A 22,159-nucleotide genomic window follows, 5' to 3' on the forward strand; every position below is an offset into this window, starting at 1 on the left:
TTCCATGCAAACAGCCATTCCCGCCACCGTGCCTGCCCGCGCCATGCAGTGGCGCTCGCTTGAATTCATCCTGGGCGCCCTGCTGACCGGGGCCATGCTCACGCTGGTGCTGCTGTCGGTCTGGATTTTCCCGGACCGGGGCTCGCTGATGGACCTGGCGGCTCGCCTGACGCAACCCTTTACCGCGTGGGCACATCCGCTGGGCACAGACCCCTTGGGGCGCGATGTGCTGGCGCGCGTGCTGGTAGGCGGCCGGATTTCGCTGATGGTCGGTTTTGTCTCGGTGCTGGGCGCCTCGGTGCTGGGCATCACCGTGGGACTGATCGCAGGGTATTACCGGGGCTTCTGGGACATGCTGCTGATGCGCTGCGTCGATGTGCAGCTGGCCCTGCCCTTTATTCTGGTGGCGCTCACCTTCATTTCAATTTTGGGCGGCGGCTTAAGCAACATCATCCTGTTCATGATCGTCTCGCAGTGGGTGCAGTATGCACGGCTGGTACGCGGCATGGTGCTGTCGGTGCGCGAGCGCGAGTTCGTCCAGGCGGCGCGGTCTTTTGGCGTTCGGGATTTCGCCATGATTCGCCACCACATCCTGCCCAACATCATTGGTCCGGTCATCATTTTGATGACGCTGAACGTGGCCAACAACATCCTGCTGGAAAGCAGCCTGACCTTTCTGGGCCTGGGCGTTGATCCATTGATTCCCAGCTGGGGCGGCATGCTGGCCGATGGCCGCACCTACATGCAGACGGCCTGGTGGGTCACCGTCTTCCCCGGCCTGGCCATCATGTTCACGGTGCTGGGCCTGAACCTGCTGGGTGACTGGCTGCGCGACCGCATCGACCCCACCGGAAAACTATGATGACTGACAAGTTGCTCCTCGATGTGATCCTGCCGCGTACGCTGGACGACTGGGTCGGCCAGTTTGAACACCCCGAATGGCGCGGCGCCCAGGTGGAAGGCTGGCTGTTCGAGGGCGTGGCTGCGCGCCGCGCTGCCGAGCGGCAACTGGCTGCTGCCGGGGTCACGGTGACATTGCGCAGTGCCTACAAGCCGCTGCTGCACTACTTTCTGGAAGAAGTCGACTGCGCTGCGCTGGCCAAGGCGAGCGTTACCTACCCCGTGCATCCGGCTGCATCGCCGCGCCGTTTTCTGCTGGAAGCCTATCCGCTGGCCGCATTGCTTGCGGGCTGCCAGCTGGCGTTTGAACCCGGCACCGACGACCTGCACTACTGGCTGGCACTCACCTTCAAAGATGGCCGTCAGCTGAACGCCAAGGTGTGGGCTCCCAACCGCGTTCATGTCGACCACCTGGACGTCAACTTGCTTTCCCCCACCGGCTGGCTCAGGACCCGGACCACATCCGGCCCACTGGTCCAGATGGACACAGCCCAGAAAACCGATTACGAACAGGTTTTCGAGAAAATCATTCAAATCGTTCAGCAGCAGCCCTGGCCGGCCCGGGAGCCCTACTTCGAGCGGCTCGACATTCGCGTGGACCTGCCCTGTTTTGAACAGCCCTTGCCGGTCGACCATGAATGCATAAGCACCAGCGAGGCGCTGCACGAAGACATCTATTTTTCGCTGCTGGAAGTCTTCCAGCGCCAGTCAGGACGCGCCACCAGCGACAGAAGATTGCAACCCGGCCAGATCGTGCCGGATGTGCGCCCCGGCAACAAGGCGCCGCGCTTGCGCATGGCACTGAGCCGCTTTGACGTGCTAGCGCAAGACCTGCGCGCGTGCCCAAGTCCAGCGCCAGAGCAAGTGCTAGACCTTCTTGGTGCGGCACCTCACCCCGAGCGAATTGCCGCAGAGATGCGCGCGTTGGGCGGCCAGCGTTTTGGCGCGCTGTCGCGCCAGGGCCGGGCCGTCGAAGGTCTGTACCACGCAGGACCGGGCGCAGCCGTCATCATCAGCGGCGGCCAGCATGCCAACGAAACCTCGGGCGTGGTCGGCGCACTGCGTGCCGCGCAACAGCTCAAGGCCAGTGGCAAGGCGCACTTTGCGTTAATCGCGCTCGAAAATCCAGATGGCTATGCCCTGCACCGCGAGCTGTGCTTACAGCACCCACGCCACATGCACCACGCTGCCCGCTACAGCGCACTTGGCGATGACATTGAATACCGTGAGCAAGCGCCACTGTACGAGCGCGAGGCCCGCGAACAGGCGCTTGCGCTGTCAGGCGCCCAGCTGCACGTCAACCTGCACGGCTACCCGGCCCACGAATGGACGCGCCCGCTGTCCGGCTACGTGCCGCGCGGATTTGAGTTGTGGATGATCCCGAAAGGGTTTTTCCTGATCCTGCGCCACCACCCAGGCTGGCAAGCGCAGGGACGCGCCCTGCTGGAGCAGGTCAGTGCAGCGCTGCGTCAGGTCGGCGGCCTGTCCGCCTACAACGCCCGCCAGATGGCGCTCTACGAACGCCATGCCGGCGAGTTGCCTTTCGAGGTAATCAACGGCACGGCCTGCAGCCTGTCGGAAACCACGCGCCCCGGGCCGCCCGTGACGCTGATCACCGAGTTTCCCGATGAAACCGTGGCAGACGAGCGTTTTCGCTTCGCCCACACGGTACAAATGCAAACCGTTCTTGCCGCCGTGAGCGCCTGGCAAGGGTTGGCGAAAACTGACATTCAATGAACAAAATCATGCGCCAAAACCTGATTTTCGGGGTATGCACGGGGACGCTGGCGCGTGATTTGCTTCTACCATTCCCGTATCCCGATACCGCACGCAAGCCATTACCTGGAGTCTTTATGAAACTGAAAATTGTCCTGACCGCCGCTGCCCTCGCCATGGGCGCATCAGCTTTTGCCCAAACCAAATGGGACTTGCCGGCCGCCTACCCGGCGACCAACTTTCACAGCGAAAACCTGGTCCAGTTTGCCGCCGATGTCGACAAGGCCAGCGCCGGCAAGCTGAAAATCACGGTGCATGCCAACGGCGCGCTGTTCAAGGCGCCCGAAATCAAGCGTGCCGTGCAGGGCGGGCAGGCGCAGGCCGGCGAAATTCTGCTGGCCAACTTCCAGAATGAATGGCCGCTGTTCGGCGTCGATGGCCTCCCCTTTCTGGCCGACAGCTACGAGCAGTCGCAAAAACTCGCCAAGGCGCAAAAACCTTTCCTGGAGAAAAAGCTGGCCGAGCAAGGGATGGTGCTGCTGTACACGGTGCCATGGCCCACCCAGGGAATTTTCACCAAGAATCCGGCCAACTCGGGCGCTGACCTGAAGGGCGTGAAATGGCGCGCTTACAGCCCGTCCACCGCACGCATTGCCGAGCTGGTGGGCGCCCAGCCGGTCACTGTGCAGGCGGCCGAGTTGTCGCAGGCCATGGCCACTGGCGTGATCGAGTCCTACATGTCCTCCGGCTCCACCGGCATGGACACCAAGACCTACGAAAGCCTGAAGTATTTCTACGACACCCAGGCCTGGCTGCCGAAAAATGCGGTCATCGTCAACAAGGCGGCTTTCGATGCGCTTGATGCGCCGACAAAGCAGGCAGTGTTCAAGGCAGCGGCGGACGCCGAAGTGCGCGGCCTGGCGGCGTCGAAAAAGACCAACGCCGACTCGCTCGACAAGCTCAAGGCCAACGGCATGACCGTGTTGCCGCCGTCGCCGCAGCTCAAGGCCGACATGAAGAAGGTCGGCGATGTGATGCTCAAGGAATGGCTGGAAAAAGCCGGACCCGATGGCAAGGCGCTGATCGACGCGTTCAACAAGTCCTGAAGCACGGCCAATGCGAAAAGCGCTTGATGCCCTGTACAACGGCGCCGCTGGACTGGCCGCGCTGTTTCTGGTCGGCCTGCTGACAATGGTGGTGCTGTCCATCGTCAGCAGGCAGCTGCACTTTCATGTGCCGGGCACTGACGCCTACGCTGGCTACCTGATGGCGGCCAGCGGCTTTCTGGCGCTGGCCCACACCCTCAAGCGCGGCGAGCACATCCGGGTGACGCTGATCCTCGGGGCGCTGACCGGGCGCTGGAAAAAAGGGCTGGAGCTGTGGGCGCTGGGCTTTGCCAGCGCCTTAAGCGCCCTGTTTGCCTATTACTGCTGCCGCCTGGCCTGGCAGTCGCACAGCTTTCACGACATTTCCACGTCGAGCGACGCCACGCCGCTGTGGATTCCGCAGATTGGCATGGCTGTTGGCGCGGTGATCCTGGCGATTGCCTTTGTCGATGAGCTGGTGCTTGAAATCACCGGCAAGCGCGTGGTCCACAGCAGCGCTGAGGCATCGCGCAATGAATAAACCGATCCACTTTCCCCCCACAAGCGACTTTTCATGAACGACCTTGCCATCACCGCCGCCCTGCTGGCGGCCCTGCTGTTGATTCTGGGCAGCGGCGTCTGGGTCGGCTTGAGCCTGACCGGCGTGGCCTGGCTGGCGGTGACGCTGTTTTCCTCGCGCCCGGCCGGCGACGCCATGGCCGTGACGGTCTGGGGCTCGTCTTCGAGCTGGACGCTGACCGCCCTGCCCCTCTTTATATGGATGGGCGAAATCCTGTTTCGCACCCGGCTGAGCCAGGACATGTTCAAGGGCCTGGCGCCCTGGGTGCAAGGCCTGCCGGGGCGGCTGCTGCACACCAACGTGATCGGCTGCACCATTTTTGCCGCCGTGTCGGGGTCGAGCGCCGCCACCTGCGCCACCATCGGCAAGATGACGCTGCCCGAACTGACGCGGCGCGGCTACCCCGAGCACATGGTCGTCGGCACGCTGGCCGGCGCCAGCACGCTGGGCTTGTTGATCCCACCATCGATCATCATGATCGTCTATGGCGTGGCGGCCGAGGTGTCAATCTCCAAGCTGTTCATCGCCGGCGTGTTTCCGGGGCTGCTGCTGGCCGCGCTGTTTTCGGGCTACATCATGTTCTGGGCGCTGCGCCATCCCGAACAGGTACCAGCCGCCGACGGCAAGACCACCTTCATGCAAAAAATCGCCAGTTCGCGCAGCCTGATTCCGGTGGTGCTCCTGATTGCCGCCGTGCTGGGCTCAATCTATTCCGGCGTGGCCACGGCCACCGAAGCGGCTGCCGTCGGCGTGGTCGGCTCGCTGGTGTTGTCCGCGCTGCAGGGTTCGATGAACTGGGCGACGTTTCGCGATGCGCTCATGGGCGCGACCCGGCTGTACTGCATGATTGCACTGATCCTGGCGGGCGCGGCCTTTTTGACACTGGCCATGGGCTATGTCGGCCTGCCGCGTCACCTGGCCGAATGGATTGGCACTTTGGGCCTGAGCCGGGCGCAATTGATCGTGGCGCTGGCGGTGTTCTTCATCATCCTGGGCTGCTTTCTGGACGGCATCTCGATGGTGGTGCTGACCATGGGCGTGCTCACGCCCACGGTGCAGGCGGCTGGCATCGACCCCATCTGGTTCGGCATTTTCGTCGTGCTGGTGGTCGAGATGGCGCAGATCACGCCGCCGGTCGGCTTTAACCTGTTCGTGCTGCAGGGCATGACCGGGCGCCAGCTGACCTGGATTGCCAAGGTCACGATGCCGATGTTTTTGCTGATGTGCGCGGCGGTGGCACTGATTTATGTCTTTCCCGGCATCGTCACGTGGCTGCCGCAAAAAATGGCCAACTGACGCCATGGGCGCGGTACTGGCGATTTGCATCGGCGCCTCGGCGGGCGCGCTGTCCCGATGGGGATTGGCGCTGTGGCTGTCGCCCGGCGGATTGATTCCCTGGGGCACGCTGGCCGCCAACCTGCTGGGCGGCTACCTGATCGGCATCGCCATTGCAGTGTTCCAGGCCATCCCGCAGATCGACCCGGTCTGGCGCCTGCTCTTGATTACCGGATTTCTGGGTGGGCTGACGACGTTTTCTACCTTTTCGGCCGAAGTCGTGGATTACCTGCTCGAAGCCCGCTATGGCATGGCGGCAGGCGTGGCACTGATCCATGTGGCGGGGTCGCTCTTGATGACTGTGGCAGGCATCAAGACTGCTACGTTTTTCATAGCTTCCCGAATAAGCTAGGCAAACGCAAAAGCACTATTTTCCTTGAATTTCAAAGGACTTACCATGGTTGCGGCAACAGCGGCTGCGCAGTCCTGACGAATCAGCTGCTGCCCAGCCCAATCGGCGCCGGAGCCCGCATCACGATGCGCGTGAACAGGCGGTCATAGGCCGGATCGGGCGGGTATTTGCCGGTCAGCGGATCGCAGTTCTTTTCAAAGGCGGCATCCAGCTCCTTCCAGTCGGCATCGGTCAGCACTTTTTCGGCTTCCGGCAGGATCACGGCTTCCTCAAGCCGCATGTGGTCCAGGTAAAAAGCGATGTACTGCTTGCATTGCACCGTGAACGCGGGCCGGCGCGGCTCGCCCAGCAGCTCCCACGCCAGCAGCAGGTGCTGGAGTTCGCGAACGGCTTTTTCGCCGTTCATGTGGTCGCTTTCGAGCCGCTCAACTGCGGCCATGAGCGATGGCGACGCCCGCACCACGCGCGGGAACAGCAGGTCGGACTCTTTCGGATGGTGCAGGCGCTCGGGAAACTCGTCAATGTAGAACAGCATGGCCTGCAGCACGTTGAAAAACTGCTCAGGATTGTCTCCGGGGCCGCGATCCACCATCATGTTCATGGAACGGAGCATGGCGGCCAGCGACGAATGTTCGTCGCGGATGATTTGCAGGCTGGTGTGTTTGATGACAGGCTCCTCAAATTTTCATAACGAGTGCACAGCATGCCCCGCGCCCGGTCCGCACGCCATGACGCAGGTCAAGTTTTCATCAACTTCAAGGCCTGCGAAAGCACGCAGTTACAGACACCCCGGGCATTTCCCGCGGTGCGATTTCCCTGCAAATTTCGCCATGCTGCCCGTGGTCAGGGCTTGTGGGCGCCGTGGTCTGCCGCTTTTCCTGCCATGCTGCCTGCCGGGGCCACTGTGCTGACAGGCACGCTGACCAGTTGACTGATTTCCACACCCTGCGCATCCTGAAGGCGCAACGTCAGCGGCACCGTGCTGCCCTTGGGCAAGCCCTGCTTCAGGTCCATCAGCATGACGTGGTAGCCGCCGGGCTTGAGCTGCACGGCTTGACCCGCGGGCAGTTCCAGCACGGGCACGGCGCGCATCTTCATGATGTCGTTGTCCATCTTCATTTCATGCACTTCCGCCACGCCGGCCACCGGCGATGAAACGCCCACCAGACGGGCGCCGTCCCTGGCGGTGATGTTCATGAAAGCACCCGTGCCTTTCTGGCCCGGCACGGTGGCGCGGGCCCAGGCGCCGCTGACATCAACGGTTTGGGCCTGCAAAGCGCCGCAGGCAAGCAGCAGGGAAGCGGTCAATAGTTTCAGTTTCATGGGAGTCTCTCAAGGCAAAGTTAAAAAATCCAGTCCGGAATTATTTCCGTCTGAACAGGAATCAGTGTTGATGCGCGCCGGGCGCATGCGCCGGGGCAGAATCTGTCGCGGCAGCAGTTTCAGGGCCAGTGACATCCAGCAAGAGCGCCGGAAACTTCAATCCTTTCGAGGATACGCCTGCGGCGGGAACGTCACCCCAGTCAAGGCTGCCGCTTGCGCAGGTTTGCAGCACCTTGAACCACAGCGGTCCGGCGGTTTCCGGCAGTTTTCCGCGCAGCATGAAGTCGTCGAAAAAGGCATCTGGCAGCGCCGCGTCCTGGCTGGCAGCCGTCCAGCTCACCACGCTCACGTCCTCCGTCACCGGCTTGCCGTGGCTAGCGTAGGGTTGGGCAAGTTTTTCCTGCTTCACCGCCAGCGTCCAGCCGGCTTTCGGGTAAGGCTTGGCGCCCTGGAAACCGGCGGGAATCCGCACCGTGATGCCGGTGGTGGCCGAGCCCTCGCAACCATGACCCACCTGGAAAACCGCTTTGTAGTTGCTTCCAGACGGAGCCGTTTTGGTTTCCAGAAGAACATGAGAAAAAGCGGGCATGGCAGTCATGCACGTTGCGCTATAGGCTATTAATTTTGTAGCAGTTGAAAATTTCATGTTCAGCTTTTTGATGGATCGGAGCTATGGCTAGCAGGAAGGACCGCAGCACGAAGTTCAGTTCAGCCGGATCAGTGCGCGGGATCAGGGGCTTACTGGTCTGCCCATGCAAAACGAACATCGATGGCAATTACGTTGCCGTTGCTGACGTTCGGGCTGAAGAACCGCGATGTGATTTAACGTACGCTAAACGTGCAGGAAGCCTGGGGCAGACGGCGGATATTTGCCCCGTGTGGCACCAGCCAGCCTGACCCGAATACGGTCAGGCTTAATCGCTTCGGCACAGGCGGATCAGTTCAAAGTGCAGGAGGTCCGCGACTGAAAGGCAGCCCGGGTATGGCGGCGGAGAAGTTCGCCGGAAAATCAAACGCGACCACTTGCAGGCTGGGAAAGCTGGGAATTGCCAGCACCGCCAGCGGCGACGACGCCCAGCCCAGCGATGCGCACAAATTGCAATGCGCGGCAGCCGGCGGCGCATCATTCAGTCCCGCATCGGAAGCACTGGACAGGTTGGTGCTGACGCTGCAAATGCCGCTCAGTTGCCCGCTGCGCACATCCTGGGCCAACATCGACACCGGCGCCCACAAGGCCGACAGCACGGCGAGAAAACCCAGCCAGGCAGCCAGTCGTGCCCACACGGCATGTGTCGGGCGGGAATGGGGGTGGTAAGGCACGGCGAGATTATAGGGACAGGCGCCATGGCCAGCGCGTCGAAATCTGCATCATCTTAGCCAGCTACAGCGATCACAACAGCGGACTCGTCGATGAAAGCCAGCGCCGGGCGGCCTGCTTTCAAACCGCTGTCCGCGCCGCAAAAACCCACCAGCTGCAGGCCACCGGCGAGTTCCAGCGCCACTTCGCCACCACCGGCAGCACGCGAAACGCGTGTCGCCCGACCGTGCAGCCAGTTGCCAGCTTCAGCCGGCAGATCGCCGGCGGACACCTTGACGGCGGTGGCCTTGCACAAAGCCAGCAGTTGCTGGCCGGGATGCAGCGCCAAGAGTTGCGCGCTTTCCCGGGTGATGCGCGACACCAGCCGCAGTGCACCGGCCAGTTCCAGTTGCACGCGCACCGTCTGGCCATGGGCGTGCAGGCGCACGATGGTGCAAGGCAGCTGGTTGCGCATGCTGGTGCGCAAACCAAGTGCGGCCAGCGCAGAAGCCTTGGGCAAATGATCGCCTTCACCCGCTCTTCGCGCCAGACGCGCCAGCACCTGGGCGCGCGCCTGCGCCAGTTCATCCGCAGCACGCAACAGTTCCTGGCCCGCATCACTCAGGCGCGCACCGCCGCCGCCCACGCCGCCCACCACCCGCTCGACCAGCGCAATGCCCGCAAGGTTGCTCAGCGTGTCAATCGCCTGCCAGCCCGCCTTGTAACTGACACCGGCGGCGCGTGCCGCTTCGGAAATTGAGCCGGTCTCGCCAATGCGGCGAAGCATGTCGATGCGCTTGTCAGCGGCCTCGTGGCCTAGCGCGCCCGCCAGCTGGAGTTGGGGTTTTTGCATGCCCGCATTGTCGGTCTGCCAGAGCATCGGTTGGCTATACTTTCGCTATTCCATTTTTGAATAGCGAGCCCGCCATGATGAAGTTTTTCTGCCGTTGGATCGCCATTGCCGCTCTGACGCTGGGCGTTTCCCATGCGGCAGAGGTCTCGGTGGCCGTCGCCGCCAACTTCACCGCGCCGATGCAAAAAATTGCCGAAGCCTTTGCGCAAGACACTGGCCACAAGGCGGTTTTGGCCTTTGGCGCCACCGGAAAGTTCTATGCGCAAATCAGGAACGGTGCGCCATTTCAGGTACTGCTGGCCGCCGACAAGGAAACCCCCGCCCTGCTCGAAAAAGAAGGCTTTGCCGTGGCAGGCACACGTTTTACCTATGCCACGGGCCGGCTGGTGCTGTGGAGTGCGCAGCCGGGCGTGGTTGACGACAAAGGCGACGTGCTGCGCACCAGCACCGACGGCAAAGTCGCGCTGGCCGATCCCAAGCTCGCCCCTTACGGCGCTGCCGCCATCGAGTCGATGACGCGGCTGGGCTTGCTGCAGCGCCTGCAGCCGCGTTTTGTGCAGGGCGAAAGCATTGCCCAGGCCTACCAGTTCGTCGCCACCGGCAATGCGCCCGTGGGCTTTGTGGCCCTGTCCCAGGTCATGGCCGATGGCCGCATTGCCAAAGGCTCTGCCTGGGTGGTTCCGGCCAGGCTGCATGCGCCGATTCTGCAGGACGCCGTGCTGCTGAACCCTGGCAAGGACAACCCTGCAGCGCTGGCGCTGACCGGCTATTTGCGCGGTGAAAAAGCCCGCGCCATCATCCTTTCCCACGGCTACGAGTTCTGAGCAGCACGTTCCATGCCGTTCAGCGCAGAAGACCTGGCCGCCGTCTGGCTCACGCTCAAGCTGGCGAGCCTGACCACCGTATTGCTCTTGCTGCTGGCGACACCGCTGGCCTGGTGGCTGGCGCGTACCCCATCGCGCTGGCGGGCGCCCGTGGGGGCCGTTGTGGCACTGCCGCTGGTGTTGCCGCCCACGGTGCTGGGTTTTTACCTGCTGGTGTCGCTGGGGCCGAACGGATGGGGCGGACAGTTCACGCAGGCCCTGGGACTGGGCTTGCTGCCCTTCAGCTTTGGCGGGCTGTTGATCGGCTCGGTGATTTATTCGCTGCCTTTCGCGGTGCAGCCGCTGCAGCACGCTTTTGAAGCCATTGGCAGCCGCCCGATGGAGGTCGCCGCCACACTGCGTGCGCGGCCACTGGATGCTTTTTTCAGCGTTGCGCTGCCGCTGGCCAAGCCAGGCTTCATCACTGCCGCCATTTTGAGCTTCGCCCATACGGTCGGCGAGTTCGGTGTGGTGTTGATGATTGGCGGCAACATTCCCGGCCAGACGCGGGTGGTGTCCACCCAGATTTACGGGCATGTCGAAGCCATGGAGTATGCGCAGGCGCATTGGCTGGCCGGTGGCATGGTGCTGTTTTCATTCACTGTGCTGCTGGGCCTGGCCTTGCTGAACCGGCGCAATGCGCGCGTGCTGGCGTGACCGGCATGGACAACAACCGCATTCGCCTGTCGCTGCAGCGGCCCGCCTTCACGCTGGAGGCCGACCTGTTGCTGCCGCCGCGCGGCATCGCCGTGCTGTTTGGCCCGTCGGGCTCGGGCAAGACCACGCTGCTGCGCTGTGTGGCCGGCCTGGAGCGGGCCGATGGCGCACTGATCGAGATTGCCGGCCAGACCTGGCAGGACGACAGCCGCCGCATTTTTCTGCCCACCTGGCAACGCCCACTCGGCTATGTCTTCCAGGAAGCCAGCCTGTTTGACCATCTCGATGTTCAGGGCAACCTGAGTTACGGCCTGCGCCGCGTCAAGTCAGGCGAAAGCGCGCTGGCGCTGGAAGCGGCCATCAAGCTGCTGGGCATTGGCGGCCTGCTGGCGCGCCGTACCCACCAGCTCTCGGGCGGTGAACGGCAGCGCGTGGCGATTGCCCGCGCCCTGGCAACCCAGCCCCGGGTGCTGCTGCTCGATGAACCACTGGCCGCGCTGGACCATGCGCGTCGCCAGGACATCCTGCCCTGGCTGGAGCGGCTGCGCGACGAGTTGCACATTCCGATGCTTTATGTCACGCATTCGGCCGACGAAGTGGCGCGGCTGGCCGACACGCTGGTGGTGCTGGACCAGGGACGCGTCGTGTCCGCCGGCGCCGTCACCGACGTCTTGGCGCGCATTGATCTGCCGGTGGTGCTGGGCGAAGACGCCGGCGCGCTGCTCGAAGGCGCGGTGGTGGAACGCGATGCGCGCTGGCACCTGATGCGCATGGCGTTTGCCGGCGGCAGCCTTTGGCTGCGCGACAGCGGCCTGGCGACGGGCACCCGGGTGCGGGTGCGCGTACTGGCACGCGACGTGAGCCTGTCCACGCAAGCGCCAAGCGCCACCAGCATTCAGAACCTGCTGCAGTGCGAGGTCAAGGCCATCGTGCCGGACACCCATCCTTCGCAGGCACTGGTGCAGCTGACGTGCGGCGAATCGGTGCTGCTGGCGCGCATTACCGCGCGGGCCGCCGATGCGCTGGGCCTGGAGCCCGGCAAGCCGGTCTGGGCGCAGGTGAAGTCTGCTGCGCTGGTCGGTTAGCCCGACACCCGACAGGCAGCAGCCAGCGGCGCATCACCTCTCTGCGTTCGGAAAGAACAGCTGCTGGCCCCCAATTTTGTAGCTGGCAATCACGCCCTGCCCGGCGGGGGAAATCACCCAGTCCACAAACTTCTGCGCTTGCGCGCCCTTGACCTGCGGATGCTTGGCCGGGTTGACGACCATCACGCCGTACTGGTTGAACAGTCGCTTGTCGCCCTCGACCAGCACCGCCAGATCGGCTCGGTTCTTGAAGTTCAGCCAGGTGCCCCGGTCGGCCAGCACATAAGCGCCCAGGCTGGAAGCCATGTTCAGCGCCGGCCCCATGCCGCAACCGCAGGCCTTGTAGCCGGCAAAGGCGGTCGGCTCGACACCCGCCGTTTTCCAATAGCGCAATTCGGCCGCATGGGTACCGCTCTTGTCACCGCGCGAAATGAAACCGGCATTGGCAGTGCTGAGCTTTTTCAGCGCTTCGCTGATGTCCTTGCCCTTGACCTTCGCCGGATCAGCGGCCGGGCCAATCAGCACGAAGTCGTTGTACATGACCGGGTAGCGCTTGAGGGCAAAGCCTTCGGCCACCACTTTTTCTTCGGCCGCCTGGTCGTGGACGAACAGCACATCGGCATCGCCCCGGCGGCCCATGTCGATGGCCTGGCCGGTGCCGACCGCCACCACTTTCACGTCGATGCCGGTGGCTTTCTTGAATTCCGGCAGCAAATAGGTGAACAGCCCCGACTGCTCGGTCGAGGTCGTGGACGCCATCACGATGCTGGGCGTCTGCGCTATCGAAACAGTAGCTGCCAGGGAAAGCGGGACGAGCGCAAGAAGCCTGAAAGGCTTGAAAAACCTGTTGAAACCATTCATCCGAGTTCTCCTTTTAAAAAATGGGCAGCAGCCGGCGGCAAAGGCCCCCCGAAAAAAGCAGCGTTCGGCAAATCGGCAATCAAGCGGCCCTGCTCCAGATACATCACGCGGCTGGCCAGGCGCTTGACCTGGCCCAGGTTGTGGCTGCTGAAAATCAGCGTCATGCCATCGTCGGCAAATTCGGCCATCAGCCGCTCGACCTCGCGCTTGGCCGCCGGGTCCAGGCTGGACGTGGGTTCATCGAGCAGCAAGACCTGCGGCTTCAGGGCCCAGGCCCGCGCCAAGGCCACGCGCTGTTGCTGACCGCCCGACAGGGCTTTGGCTGAACGGTTCGTCAAATCGGCCAGCCCGACGCGCTCCAGCGCCTGCAGCGCCTGCGCCTTGGCGCTTTTCCAGGACACCCCGTTGAGCCACAAACCCAGGGCCACGTTGTGCAGCACGCTGGCGCGCAGCATATAAGGGCGCTGGAACAGCATGGCCTGGCGCACCCGCAGATCCTGCTGAAAACTGCCCGCCGCTGGCGTGATCAGCCCATGCAGCGTTCGCAGCAAGGTGCTTTTTCCACTGCCGTTGGAGCCCACCAGCGCCAGCCGTTCGCCAGCGTTGATGTGCAGCGTGCAGTGGCGCAAGGCCTGCACAGGGCCAAAATTCACACTGACAGCGTCCAGGCTGAAGATCGGTGTCATGGCGCAGCGCTGGGTGCCACTGTCTGCGCCAGCAGCAGTTTTTCAGCGGTGGGCAAAGGGTCGTCGAGCCGCTCGCGCCAACCCCGAACCACGGCAATCAGGACATTGAGCAGCAGCACCACGCCCAGCAGCACGATGCCCAGCGCCAGCGCCAGCGGCAAGTCGCCCTTGCTGGTTTCCAGCGCAATCGACGTCGTCATGACCCGCGTGAAGCCTTCAATATTGCCACCCACCACCATCACTGCGCCGACCTCGGATATGGCCCGGCCAAACGCAGCCATCAGCACCGTGAGCAAGGCATAGCGCTCGTCCCACAGCAAAATCAGGCTGCGCACAAAGCGCCCCGCGCCCATCGACTGGAACTGCTCGCCGTGGCTGCGGTCGGCGTCGTCGATCGTCTGGCGTACCAGCGCCGTCACCATCGGCAGCACCAGCACGGTTTGCGCCAGCACCATCGCCTTGAAGGAAAACAGCCAGCCCAGAAAACCCAGCGGCCCGGTGCGTGACAGCAGCAAATACACCACCAGCCCGACCACCACCGAAGGCAGGGCCAGCGCGGTATTGAGCAGCGCCAGCACGACAGCCCGACCGCGAAAGCGCGCCACACCCAGCCAGGCGCCCAGCAGCAGCCCGACGCTGCAGGCAATCAGGCAGGCCAGCGCGCTGACAGACAACGACAAGCCAACGATGCCGGCAAACAGCGGATCCAGTGAGGTGATGAGCGAAAAAGCGGTAACGACGCTGTCGGAAAAGGTGTTCATGGGTCAGGGGTGGCGAGACTGTAGCGCAGCTTTCCTACTTTCCCGGCCCTTAGGTATTTGTCGTTAGGAAGCTGTTTGCATAGGAAAAACGGACGGCGACAAACCGTGCAGCGCCATGGCCCGCATCGATAATCCGTGCACACCCCATGCACAAAGTCGAACTCTCTTACCTCCTGAGCCCCCAGCGCGGCAAAGACGCGCTGATCCGCAACCCGATGATGGACATCCTGCATGCCGTCAGCGAGCAGGGCTCGATCTCAAAAGCCGCCAAGGCGCTCGACTTTTCTTACCGCCATGTCTGGGGCGCGCTCAAGGAATGGGAGCAGACGCTGGGCCGCAGCCTGATCGTCTGGGACAAGGGCCAGCGCGCGCGCCTGACGGAATTCGGCGAAAAGCTGCTCTGGGCCGAACGCCAGGCGCAGGCCCGGCTGGCACCGCAGATCGAAGCCCTGCGTGGCGACATCGAACGCGCTTTTTCAACCGCTTTTGACGACAACGCCCATGTGCTGACCCTGTTTGCCAGCCACGACGCGGCGCTGTCGGCGTTGCGCGACCAGACCAGCGCACACGGCCTGCACCTGGACATTCGCTTCATGGGCAGCGTCGATGCCATGGCAGCGCTGAACGACGGGCGCTGCATGATGGCCGGGTTTCACGTCCGCGACCAGCCGGCGCGCCATTCGGCGTCGGCGCGCACCTACCGCAGTTTGCTCAAGCCCGGCCTGCACAAGCTGATCGGCTTTGCACACCGCAAGCAAGGCCTGATGGTGGCCAGACATAATCCGCTGCAAATTGAGGGGCTGGCCGATCTGGCGCTGCCCGGCATGCGCTATGTCAACCGGTCCGAAGGTACGGGAACGCGTGTACTGCTTGACGACCTGCTGGCCGAAGCCGGCCTGGCGCCGTCCGCTATTGAAGGCTACGACAGCCAGGAACCGTCGCACACCGCCGTGGCGCAAGCCATTGCCAGCGGCGCGGCCGACGCCGGCCTGGGCATCGAAGCCGCCGCCCGGGAAAAAGGCCTGGGGTTTGTGCCCCTGGTGCAAGAGCGCTACCACCTGGTCTGCCTGAACTCCGAACTGCCCACGCCGCAAGTGCAGGCGCTGATCAAGGAACTGCAAAGCGACGAATGGCAAACCACGCTGAACCAGCTGCCCGGCTACAGCGGCGCGCAGGCCGGGAGCGGCAAGGTGCTGTCCCTGCGCGCGCTGTTGCCTTGGTGGAGCTACCGCAAAGCGAAAGCGGCTTGAGGATGGGTGGGTTGCTGCGCAAAGTGTGACGACACAGCATGGCTGCGTGATAGCAACTTTTCAAGCCGCCAAGCAGGAGCAGCCATGTTTTCCCACGAAATGCGCGTCTGTTTGACGATTCAGATGACGGCGCAACACAGGAAATCCATACTATTTCGGACCCGACCCGGGAACCATGCCTTTCACCCAGCCGGGTCATGGATTGCGGATCAAGTCCGCAATGACAAAACAGATATCAAACCAAATAAGCTTCCGGCGCAATACCAGATTGGGTAAGCAGTTATTTATTTCATAGCGCGCAAGACCTGAACCCACAAAACATATCGTCCCGCCCAGGCATATAGAAATTACGGTATTTCGGATATTTCATGCGCGCACGGGTCGCAAACGAGCCGCCGCGCAACACCTTGTGCGTGCCGAACCAGGGCTCAGAATAGGTTTGGTACGGATCTGGCGCAAAACCCGGATAAGGCCGGAACGTCGTGCCCATCCACTCCCACACCCCGCCCCAGCGAAAACCCCGGCGCGACGCGGTGTGGGCCGCCACTTCCCATTCCACCTCGGCGGGCAGCCGGCGGCCGGCCCAGCGGCACCAGGCGTCGGCTTCCCACCAGGTCATGTGCATGGCGGGCTGGGTGCCCTGCATGCGCATGGGCTGGCCAAACCGCGTCTGGATGACCGCACCGCTGCCGATGCCGATCTGCTCGACGTAACGCGGCCCCCGGCGGCCCTCGCTCGCCGCTTGCGCCTGCAGCCATTGCCAGCCGTCCGGGTGCCACAATTCCTGCCGGTCGTAACCGCCATCGGCCACAAACTCGACGTACTGCGCCCAGGTCACAGCCTGGGCGTCAATTTCAAACTCGGGCACGTTGACGGTGTGGCCCTGCTTTTCGTTGTCAAACGCGAACCCTGAACCGGCGCCGGCGCCTGAGGCAGTGCCCATCTGCCAGGTCGTGGCAGGAATCAGCATTGGCTCGCGCAGCGCCATCGGTGGTGGCGTAAAGGCCGACTGCAAGGGCTTGTCCAGCGGCAAGCCAATGGTCTGCGCCATGATGGTCAGCGCTTCGCCGTGCATGTCTTCATGAAACAGGCACAGGCGGTAAAAGTACAAGGCGTCATCGTCGCTGTCGGCTTTTTCAAGCAACTCCAGTGTGCTTTCCAGCGTGTTCAACAGATACGCCCGGCAATTGGCCATGTCCGGGACATCCAGTGTCCAGCGCGAATCATGCGGCACCTGGTCCGAATCCCACCAGCGGTCTGCGTTGGGCTCGATGGACGCCTGGCGGGCCTGTGCCGGGTCGCAACGCGTGCCCCGCGCCCGCTGCAGGTTGCGGCCAATCCAGCGCTCCTGAAACCAGGCCACATGGCCCAGTTCCCACAGCGGCGGATTCAGCGTGGCAAGCAGGGGCACGGCAAATCCGGTTTTCTCCAACGCGTTCTGGTACTGCCCGAAAAGGTGCAGCGTATGATTGCGCGCGTCCATCAGCGCGAGCGACAGGAGTTCCCGGTCCGCCTTGCGCATGAGAGGTGAATCGATCAAATTGGGTGATGTATTGGGTATGGAATCTAAAGCCAAAACAGTGGTCCTGGTAAGCCCGGCGATGGCCGAATCAAATAACGGCAACTGGCACACAGCTTACCGCTGGGCAAATTTCTTGTCGAATCATTGTGACATTGCGCTGTTGCCGCACTGGCCATCGCCGTTGCTGCAGCGCACACCACAAGCGCTGGTGGCGCTGCACGCCCTGCGTTCGGCAGCTTCGATCCGGGCCTGGGCCAAGGCCTGGCCCGACAAACCGCTGGTTGTGGTGCTGACCGGCACCGACCTGTACCGCGACATCCACAATGATGCTCAAGCGCAGCAGTCGCTGGCGCTGGCGACGCATCTGGTGGTGCTGCAGGACGCCGGACTGGCGGCATTGCCGGAAGTGTGGCGGAGCAAGACACAGGTGATTTACCAGTCAGCCCCGGCGTTGAAGCCTGCCGACAAGTCCACCCGCCGTTTTGGCGTGCTCATGGTCGGCCATCTGCGTGACGAAAAAGACCCGCTGACCTTCATGCGGGCTGCGGCCTGTGACTTTGCCGCCGGTGTTCATTTTGAACAGATCGGCATGGCGCTGGCGCCGACTTTTGCAGTCGCTGCCCGCGCCACGGAACAACACACCGCGCGCTACCGCTGGTTTGGCGGCTTGAGCCGCGCGGCCACCCGCCAGCGCATCAAGCGCGCGCACGTCCTGGTGAACTGCTCGCTGATGGAGGGCGGCGCGCAGGTCATTCTGGAAGCCGTGCAGTCGGGCACGCCGGTGCTGGCGACGCGCATCAGCGGCAACATCGGAATGCTCGGCGAAACCTATGCCGGTTACTTTTCACCCGGCCATGATGCGCAGCTGGCGGCGCTGGTGCGGCGCTGCGCGGCGGAGCCGGATTTTCTGGCGCTGCTGCAAAGCCAGTGCAGCGCACGGGCAGTCTTGTTTTCGCCACAGCAAGAAAAGCGCCTTGTCATAAACTTGCTGGCTTCTGCGCTGGGTGCCCCTGACAGCCTGCGCGACCGGCCTACCCTGTCTTTTTCGCCTTTGAAAGCATCCTGATGACGACATCCGACACCCTGAAAATTCCCGCTGTCCCCCGCCTGACCAGCCTGTCGCACGGCGGCGGCTGCGGCTGCAAGATTGCGCCTGGCGTGCTCAGTGAAATCCTGAAAAATTCCAGCAATATGCCGGGGCTGAACTTGCCACCCGAGCTGCTGGTAGGCATTGAAACCGCCGACGATGCCGCGGTTTACAAGCTCAACGACGAGCAGGCCCTGATTGCCACCACCGACTTCTTCATGCCGATCGTTGACGACCCCTATGAATTCGGCCGCATTGCCGCGACCAACGCCATCAGCGACGTGTACGCCATGGGCGGCACGCCCATCATGGCGCTGGGCATCGTTGGCATGCCGATCAACGTGCTGCCCCTGGAAACCATAGGCGCCATCTTGCGCGGTGGCCAGGACGTGTGCCGCGATGCCGGCATTCCGATCGCGGGCGGCCATACGATTGACTCGGTCGAGCCGATTTACGGTTTGGTGGTGATGGGGCTGATCCATCCTTCGCAGGTCAAGAAAAACTCCGGTGCCAAGCTGGGCGACGTGCTGATTCTGGGCAAGCCGCTGGGCGTCGGCATCTTGTCGGCCGCGCTGAAAAAAGAAGCGCTGAGCGCCGAAGGCTACGCACAGATGATTGCCGTCACCACCCAGCTGAACAAGCCGGGCATTGAGTTGTCAAAGATGGATGCGGTGCATGCCTTGACCGACGTGACCGGCTTTGGTTTGCTCGGCCATGGGCTTGAACTGGCGCGCGGCGCCGCGCTCAAAATGCAGATTCAGCTCGACCAGGTTCCGCTGCTGCCCGGCGTGCTCGAACTCGCGGAGCAAGGCATGGTCACCGGCGCTTCAGGCCGCAACTGGGAAGGCTACAGCGCAGAAGTTTCACTGCCGGCCGATATCAGCGTGGCCCGCAAAGCCCTGCTGAGCGACCCGCAAACCAGCGGCGGCCTGCTGGTGGCCTGCGCGCCCGAGGCAGCCGATGCAGTGCTGGCGTGCTTTCAACGCCACGGCTTTGAAGGCGCGCGCCAGATAGGCACGATGGTCGAGGGCAGCGGCGTCGAAGTCGTCTGATTTTCAGCGCAGCAAACCCGGTGACTGGCGCGCAGGAAGGCCAGCGCCACGCCACCAACCCAGAACCACTCTGACCTGCTGGCCAAATTTATATAAAAAAGGCATTTTTCGCATGCTGCAAAATCGTTTACAGCTATTAATTAAATAGCAAGCTCACCACAGGGAATTTTGCTTTTTGCATAAAGCGGTTGCCGGTCAGATCGCTATCGCTTCGAATTCAGCGGGCCCGCGCAATAAAAAAAAGGCTTCAAGGGACAACACTGTTCATCAGTGGCAAAACAGTTCTTTAGAATCCTTCCCGTTACACAAAACTGTATCGACCAGACTCATCCAGCCTGGCCTGATCGCTTGATGTGACGTCGTTCTTTAATCCGGAGACAAAAAATTGCGCGCATTACTTAAACTCTCACAGGCCGTGGATGGCCTGAACACCCTGGTCGGGAAAGTCACCATGTGGCTGATCCTGGCGACCACGCTGATCAGCGCAGGCAATGCCATCGTTCGAAAAATCTTCGACTCCAGTTCAAACGCGCTGCTTGAAATCCAGTGGTACCTGTTTGCCGGGGTGTTTCTGCTAGGCGCTGGCTACGGTTTGCTGAAAAATTCACATGTGCGCATCGATTTTCTTTCCTCGCGCTTCAGTGACCGGACACGCAACTGGATCGACGTTGTTGGCATCCTGGCGGTGCTGTTCCCGTTTTGCGTCATCATCATCTCGCTGAGCTGGCCGCTGTTCATGCAGGCGCTGGAATCAGGTGAAATGTCGCACAATGCCGGCGGCCTGATCCGCTGGCCGGTGTACGGCCTGGTGCCGCTGGGCTTTGCCCTGCTCATGCTGCAAGGCCTGTCCGAGCTGATCAAGCGCGTGGCGTTTCTGACAGGCCAGGGGCCGGACGTCATATCGGGCGAGGACGTCAAGTCCGACGAACAAAAACACATTGAAGAGCTGGAGGCCGTTGCCGCCCGCAAACTGGCCGGGAAATCCTGAATGCAGACCACCTTTTTGGCACAACAGTTTGTGCCGCTCATGTTCGGGGGGCTTTTGCTCCTGCTGCTGACCGGTTTTCCGGTGGCTTTTGCACTGGCTGCCGCCGGCCTGGGGTTTGGCTTTATCGGCATTGAGTCCGGAATTTTTCCGGCCGCACTGTTCCAGGCACTGCCGCTGCGCATCTTCGGCATCATGCAGAACGACACACTGCTGGCGATTCCGTTTTTCACCTTCATGGGCATCATCCTGGAGCGTTCCGGCATGGCCGAGGACCTGCTGGAAACCGTCGGCCAGGTGTTTGGCCCGCTGCGCGGCGGACTGGCCATCGCGGTGATCCTGGTGGGCGCGCTGCTGGCGGCCACCACCGGCGTGGTAGCCGCAGCGGTGATCTCGATGGGCCTGATCTCGCTGCCCATCATGCTGCGCTATGGCTACAGCCGGGTGATTGCCACAGGCGCCATCACCGCGTCGGGCACGCTGGCGCAGGCGGTTCCGCCTTCCCTGGTGCTGATCGTGCTGGCTGACCAGCTCGGCCGATCAGTGGGCGACATGTATTCGGGCGCGCTGGTGCCCGGCCTGCTGCTGGTTGGCCTTTACATCCTGTTCATCGTCGTGGTGGCCCTCTTCAAACCGGCCCTGGTGCCGGCGCTGCCGCAGGAGGCGCGCATTTACCGCGAGCCCACGGGCAGTTCGGGCCACCGTTCCTTGCTGGTGCTGGCGTTGATCTGCACGGCAGTCGGCTTTGGCTGGGCGCAGGTGCACAACCAGTTGCTGACGGTCTGGCTGGAGCGCAGCATGCCTGCACCGGGGGATGAAATCGTCATCCTGTCGATGACGCTGGCGTCGCTGACCGGCTTGGCGCTGGCCATCATCAACAAGGTCAGCCGCCTGGGCCTGCTGTCGCGTCTGGCCGAGCAGGTGACATTTGTGCTGATGCCGCCACTGATCCTGATCTTTCTGGTGCTGGGCACGATTTTTCTGGGCGTGGCCACACCCACCGAAGGCGGCGCCATGGGCGCGCTGGGCGCGTTGATTCTGGGACTTGGCAAAAGGCGCCTGTCGTGGTCGCTGCTCAAGCAAGCGCTTGACAACACGGCCAAGCTGGCGTCGTTCGTGCTGTTCATCCTGATCGGCTCGACGGTGTTCAGCTTCGTGTTCAATGCCGCAGACGGCCATATCTGGGTCGAGCATCTGTTTGACAGCATTCCGGGCGGCGGCTGGGGCTTTTTGATCGTCGTGAACATCCTGGTGTTCATCCTGGGCATGTTCATCGACTTCTTTGAAATCGCCTTCATCGTGATTCCGCTGCTGGCGCCGGCGGCTGAAAAAATCCTGCCAGGCCTGGTTCCGGGCATGACGCCGGATGCGGCGATGATCTGGTTTGGCGTCATCATCGCCATGAACCTGCAAACCTCGTTCCTGACGCCGCCGTTTGGCTTTGCGCTGTTTTACCTGCGCAGCGTGGCGGCCAAAAAGGACTACAAGGACCGCGTGACGGGCCAGAACATCAAGGCCGTCACCACCAACGAGATTTACAAGGGCTCCATCGCCTTCATCTGCCTGCAACTGATCATGGTGGCTTCCATCATGATCTACCCGTCACTGGTGACCGGCGGCATCGTGAAGGAAAAAAGCCTGAGCAACTCGGAAATCATGGACATCCTGCGCATGCCGGAACCTGAGCCTTTTCCTGTCGATCCGGAGATGCCTGGCGGCGAGGCAGTACCGGCAGAAAACGATGCTGAAGCGCCAGCCGCCGAGGCAATCGATCCAATGAAGGCGATGCAGGAGGCGCTTGCGAGAAGCGCCAAGCCGGCCCGGTGATTTTCACGGTGAACCGGGTGGCCGGCGCTGTTGGCCAAACCAAAAAAAGCCTGGCCGCAGAGATGCAGCCAGGCTTTTTAAC

Annotated in this window: 23 protein-coding genes; 14 read left to right on the forward strand and 9 right to left on the reverse strand. The window is 62.6% G+C overall.

Annotated features, from left to right (window positions below):
- Positions 1–4: 4 nt before the first annotated feature.
- From IWX87_RS07190 to crcB, 6 genes are all read left to right on the forward strand, one after another.
- The gene (locus tag IWX87_RS07190) at positions 5–862 is read left to right on the forward strand and encodes an ABC transporter permease (protein ID WP_231374651.1); all 858 of its coding nucleotides are present in this window, start codon (positions 5–7) and stop codon (positions 860–862) included.
- Positions 862–2,637 (forward strand): peptidase M14, encoded by a 1,776-nt coding sequence (locus tag IWX87_RS07195; RefSeq protein WP_196862841.1) that lies wholly within the window; start codon positions 862–864, stop codon positions 2,635–2,637. Before IWX87_RS07190 ends, IWX87_RS07195 begins: the two co-directional genes overlap by 1 nt.
- 116 nt (positions 2,638–2,753) lie before the next feature.
- On the forward strand, positions 2,754–3,722 hold the full coding sequence (locus IWX87_RS07200; protein ID WP_196862842.1) for a TRAP transporter substrate-binding protein: 969 nt from the start codon (positions 2,754–2,756) through the stop codon (positions 3,720–3,722).
- Positions 3,723–3,732: 10 nt separating this feature from the next.
- The gene (locus IWX87_RS07205) at positions 3,733–4,242 is read left to right on the forward strand and encodes a TRAP transporter small permease (protein WP_196862843.1); all 510 of its coding nucleotides are present in this window, start codon (positions 3,733–3,735) and stop codon (positions 4,240–4,242) included.
- Positions 4,243–4,275: 33 nt separating this feature from the next.
- The gene (locus IWX87_RS07210) at positions 4,276–5,577 is read left to right on the forward strand and encodes a TRAP transporter large permease (protein WP_196862844.1); all 1,302 of its coding nucleotides are present in this window, start codon (positions 4,276–4,278) and stop codon (positions 5,575–5,577) included.
- Between the two features lie 4 nt (positions 5,578–5,581).
- The gene (crcB, locus tag IWX87_RS07215; protein WP_196862845.1) at positions 5,582–5,968 is read left to right on the forward strand and encodes a fluoride efflux transporter CrcB; all 387 of its coding nucleotides are present in this window, start codon (positions 5,582–5,584) and stop codon (positions 5,966–5,968) included.
- 82 nt (positions 5,969–6,050) lie between these two features.
- On the opposite strand, the gene IWX87_RS07220 is transcribed toward crcB, so the two are convergent.
- The 5 genes from IWX87_RS07220 to IWX87_RS07240 form a co-directional block, all read right to left on the reverse strand.
- On the reverse strand, positions 6,051–6,635 hold the full coding sequence (locus tag IWX87_RS07220) for a hemerythrin domain-containing protein (RefSeq protein ID WP_196862927.1): 585 nt from the start codon (positions 6,633–6,635) through the stop codon (positions 6,051–6,053).
- Between the two features lie 176 nt (positions 6,636–6,811).
- Positions 6,812–7,291, reverse strand: coding sequence for a copper chaperone PCu(A)C (locus IWX87_RS07225; protein WP_196862846.1), 480 nt, complete (start codon positions 7,289–7,291; stop codon positions 6,812–6,814).
- A 61-nt stretch (positions 7,292–7,352) separates the two neighbouring features.
- Complete coding sequence (locus tag IWX87_RS07230; protein WP_231374653.1) at positions 7,353–7,880, reverse strand: YcnI family protein; 528 nt, start codon at positions 7,878–7,880, stop codon at positions 7,353–7,355.
- A 353-nt stretch (positions 7,881–8,233) separates the two neighbouring features.
- Entirely contained in the window at positions 8,234–8,611 is a 378-nt protein-coding gene (locus IWX87_RS07235) for a DUF2946 family protein (protein ID WP_196862848.1), read from the reverse strand.
- Between the two features lie 53 nt (positions 8,612–8,664).
- On the reverse strand, positions 8,665–9,441 hold the full coding sequence (locus IWX87_RS07240) for a TOBE domain-containing protein (protein ID WP_196862849.1): 777 nt from the start codon (positions 9,439–9,441) through the stop codon (positions 8,665–8,667).
- Positions 9,442–9,518: 77 nt separating this feature from the next.
- Between IWX87_RS07240 and modA the strand changes: the two genes are divergently transcribed.
- Genes modA through modC form a run of 3 tightly spaced genes read left to right on the forward strand, consistent with a single transcriptional unit; the run spans position 9,519 to position 12,046 of the window.
- The gene (gene modA / locus IWX87_RS07245; protein ID WP_196862928.1) at positions 9,519–10,265 is read left to right on the forward strand and encodes a molybdate ABC transporter substrate-binding protein; all 747 of its coding nucleotides are present in this window, start codon (positions 9,519–9,521) and stop codon (positions 10,263–10,265) included.
- A 12-nt stretch (positions 10,266–10,277) separates the two neighbouring features.
- Positions 10,278–10,961 carry a molybdate ABC transporter permease subunit gene (gene modB, locus IWX87_RS07250; protein ID WP_196862850.1) on the forward strand — a complete coding sequence of 228 codons (684 nt, stop codon included), beginning with the start codon at positions 10,278–10,280 and terminating at the stop codon, positions 10,959–10,961.
- Between the two features lie 5 nt (positions 10,962–10,966).
- On the forward strand, positions 10,967–12,046 hold the full coding sequence (gene modC, locus IWX87_RS07255; RefSeq protein WP_196862851.1) for a molybdenum ABC transporter ATP-binding protein: 1,080 nt from the start codon (positions 10,967–10,969) through the stop codon (positions 12,044–12,046).
- Positions 12,047–12,079: 33 nt separating this feature from the next.
- Here modC and IWX87_RS07260 read toward each other — a convergent pair whose 3' ends face one another.
- From IWX87_RS07260 to IWX87_RS07270, 3 genes are read right to left on the reverse strand one after another with little or no spacing between them, the layout of a single operon-like run.
- Entirely contained in the window at positions 12,080–12,907 is an 828-nt protein-coding gene (locus IWX87_RS07260; RefSeq protein WP_196862852.1) for a substrate-binding domain-containing protein, read from the reverse strand.
- Positions 12,904–13,593 (reverse strand): phosphate ABC transporter ATP-binding protein, encoded by a 690-nt coding sequence (locus tag IWX87_RS07265; RefSeq protein WP_196862853.1) that lies wholly within the window; start codon positions 13,591–13,593, stop codon positions 12,904–12,906. The genes IWX87_RS07260 and IWX87_RS07265 overlap by 4 nt, the downstream gene beginning before the upstream one ends.
- The gene (locus tag IWX87_RS07270) at positions 13,590–14,354 is read right to left on the reverse strand and encodes an ABC transporter permease (protein ID WP_196862854.1); all 765 of its coding nucleotides are present in this window, start codon (positions 14,352–14,354) and stop codon (positions 13,590–13,592) included. Before IWX87_RS07270 ends, IWX87_RS07265 begins: the two co-directional genes overlap by 4 nt.
- A 146-nt stretch (positions 14,355–14,500) precedes the next feature.
- Between IWX87_RS07270 and IWX87_RS07275 the strand changes: the two genes are divergently transcribed.
- Positions 14,501–15,604 carry a substrate-binding domain-containing protein gene (locus IWX87_RS07275; RefSeq protein WP_196862855.1) on the forward strand — a complete coding sequence of 368 codons (1,104 nt, stop codon included), beginning with the start codon at positions 14,501–14,503 and terminating at the stop codon, positions 15,602–15,604.
- Positions 15,605–15,893: 289 nt separating this feature from the next.
- On the opposite strand, the gene senA is transcribed toward IWX87_RS07275, so the two are convergent.
- Positions 15,894–17,126: a selenoneine synthase SenA gene (senA, locus tag IWX87_RS07280; RefSeq protein ID WP_196862929.1), complete on the reverse strand. Its 1,233-nt coding sequence runs from the start codon at positions 17,124–17,126 to the stop codon at positions 15,894–15,896.
- A gap of 37 nt (positions 17,127–17,163) precedes the next feature.
- On the opposite strand from senA, the gene senB reads away from it, so the two are divergent.
- The 4 genes from senB to IWX87_RS07300 all read left to right on the forward strand — a co-directional run bounded on the left by senB (position 17,164) and on the right by IWX87_RS07300 (position 22,077).
- Positions 17,164–18,192 (forward strand): selenoneine biosynthesis selenosugar synthase SenB, encoded by a 1,029-nt coding sequence (gene senB / locus IWX87_RS07285; RefSeq protein ID WP_196862856.1) that lies wholly within the window; start codon positions 17,164–17,166, stop codon positions 18,190–18,192.
- Complete coding sequence (gene selD, locus IWX87_RS07290) at positions 18,192–19,265, forward strand: selenide, water dikinase SelD (RefSeq protein ID WP_196862857.1); 1,074 nt, start codon at positions 18,192–18,194, stop codon at positions 19,263–19,265. The genes senB and selD overlap by 1 nt, the downstream gene beginning before the upstream one ends.
- Positions 19,266–19,650: 385 nt before the next feature.
- The gene (locus IWX87_RS07295) at positions 19,651–20,253 is read left to right on the forward strand and encodes a TRAP transporter small permease subunit (protein WP_196862858.1); all 603 of its coding nucleotides are present in this window, start codon (positions 19,651–19,653) and stop codon (positions 20,251–20,253) included.
- On the forward strand, positions 20,254–22,077 hold the full coding sequence (locus tag IWX87_RS07300; protein ID WP_196862859.1) for a TRAP transporter large permease subunit: 1,824 nt from the start codon (positions 20,254–20,256) through the stop codon (positions 22,075–22,077).
- Positions 22,078–22,159 lie beyond the last annotated feature (82 nt).

The sequence above is a fragment of the Polaromonas sp. CG_9.7 genome (assembly GCF_015752205.1).
In the GTDB taxonomy this organism is placed as follows: domain Bacteria; phylum Pseudomonadota; class Gammaproteobacteria; order Burkholderiales; family Burkholderiaceae_C; genus Polaromonas.

Bases quoted from the DNA above. Each gene is read 5' to 3' on its own strand.
- IWX87_RS07190 (WP_231374651.1), top strand. From the start codon at position 5: ATGCAAACAGCCATTCCCGCCACCGTGCCTGCCCGCGCCATGCAGTGG.
- IWX87_RS07195 (WP_196862841.1), top strand. From the start codon at position 862: ATGACTGACAAGTTGCTCCTCGATGTGATCCTGCCGCGTACGCTGGAC.
- IWX87_RS07200 (WP_196862842.1), top strand. From the start codon at position 2,754: ATGAAACTGAAAATTGTCCTGACCGCCGCTGCCCTCGCCATGGGCGCA.
- IWX87_RS07205 (WP_196862843.1), top strand. From the start codon at position 3,733: ATGCGAAAAGCGCTTGATGCCCTGTACAACGGCGCCGCTGGACTGGCC.
- IWX87_RS07210 (WP_196862844.1), top strand. From the start codon at position 4,276: ATGAACGACCTTGCCATCACCGCCGCCCTGCTGGCGGCCCTGCTGTTG.
- crcB (WP_196862845.1), top strand. From the start codon at position 5,582: ATGGGCGCGGTACTGGCGATTTGCATCGGCGCCTCGGCGGGCGCGCTG.
- IWX87_RS07225 (WP_196862846.1), bottom strand. From the start codon at position 7,291: ATGAAACTGAAACTATTGACCGCTTCCCTGCTGCTTGCCTGCGGCGCT.
- IWX87_RS07230 (WP_231374653.1), bottom strand. From the start codon at position 7,880: ATGCCCGCTTTTTCTCATGTTCTTCTGGAAACCAAAACGGCTCCGTCT.
- IWX87_RS07240 (WP_196862849.1), bottom strand. From the start codon at position 9,441: ATGCAAAAACCCCAACTCCAGCTGGCGGGCGCGCTAGGCCACGAGGCC.
- modA (WP_196862928.1), top strand. From the start codon at position 9,519: ATGAAGTTTTTCTGCCGTTGGATCGCCATTGCCGCTCTGACGCTGGGC.
- modB (WP_196862850.1), top strand. From the start codon at position 10,278: ATGCCGTTCAGCGCAGAAGACCTGGCCGCCGTCTGGCTCACGCTCAAG.
- modC (WP_196862851.1), top strand. From the start codon at position 10,967: ATGGACAACAACCGCATTCGCCTGTCGCTGCAGCGGCCCGCCTTCACG.
- IWX87_RS07260 (WP_196862852.1), bottom strand. From the start codon at position 12,907: ATGAATGGTTTCAACAGGTTTTTCAAGCCTTTCAGGCTTCTTGCGCTC.
- IWX87_RS07265 (WP_196862853.1), bottom strand. From the start codon at position 13,593: ATGACACCGATCTTCAGCCTGGACGCTGTCAGTGTGAATTTTGGCCCT.
- IWX87_RS07270 (WP_196862854.1), bottom strand. From the start codon at position 14,354: ATGAACACCTTTTCCGACAGCGTCGTTACCGCTTTTTCGCTCATCACC.
- IWX87_RS07275 (WP_196862855.1), top strand. From the start codon at position 14,501: ATGCACAAAGTCGAACTCTCTTACCTCCTGAGCCCCCAGCGCGGCAAA.
- senA (WP_196862929.1), bottom strand. From the start codon at position 17,126: ATGCGCAAGGCGGACCGGGAACTCCTGTCGCTCGCGCTGATGGACGCG.
- senB (WP_196862856.1), top strand. From the start codon at position 17,164: ATGGAATCTAAAGCCAAAACAGTGGTCCTGGTAAGCCCGGCGATGGCC.
- selD (WP_196862857.1), top strand. From the start codon at position 18,192: ATGACGACATCCGACACCCTGAAAATTCCCGCTGTCCCCCGCCTGACC.
- IWX87_RS07300 (WP_196862859.1), top strand. From the start codon at position 20,254: ATGCAGACCACCTTTTTGGCACAACAGTTTGTGCCGCTCATGTTCGGG.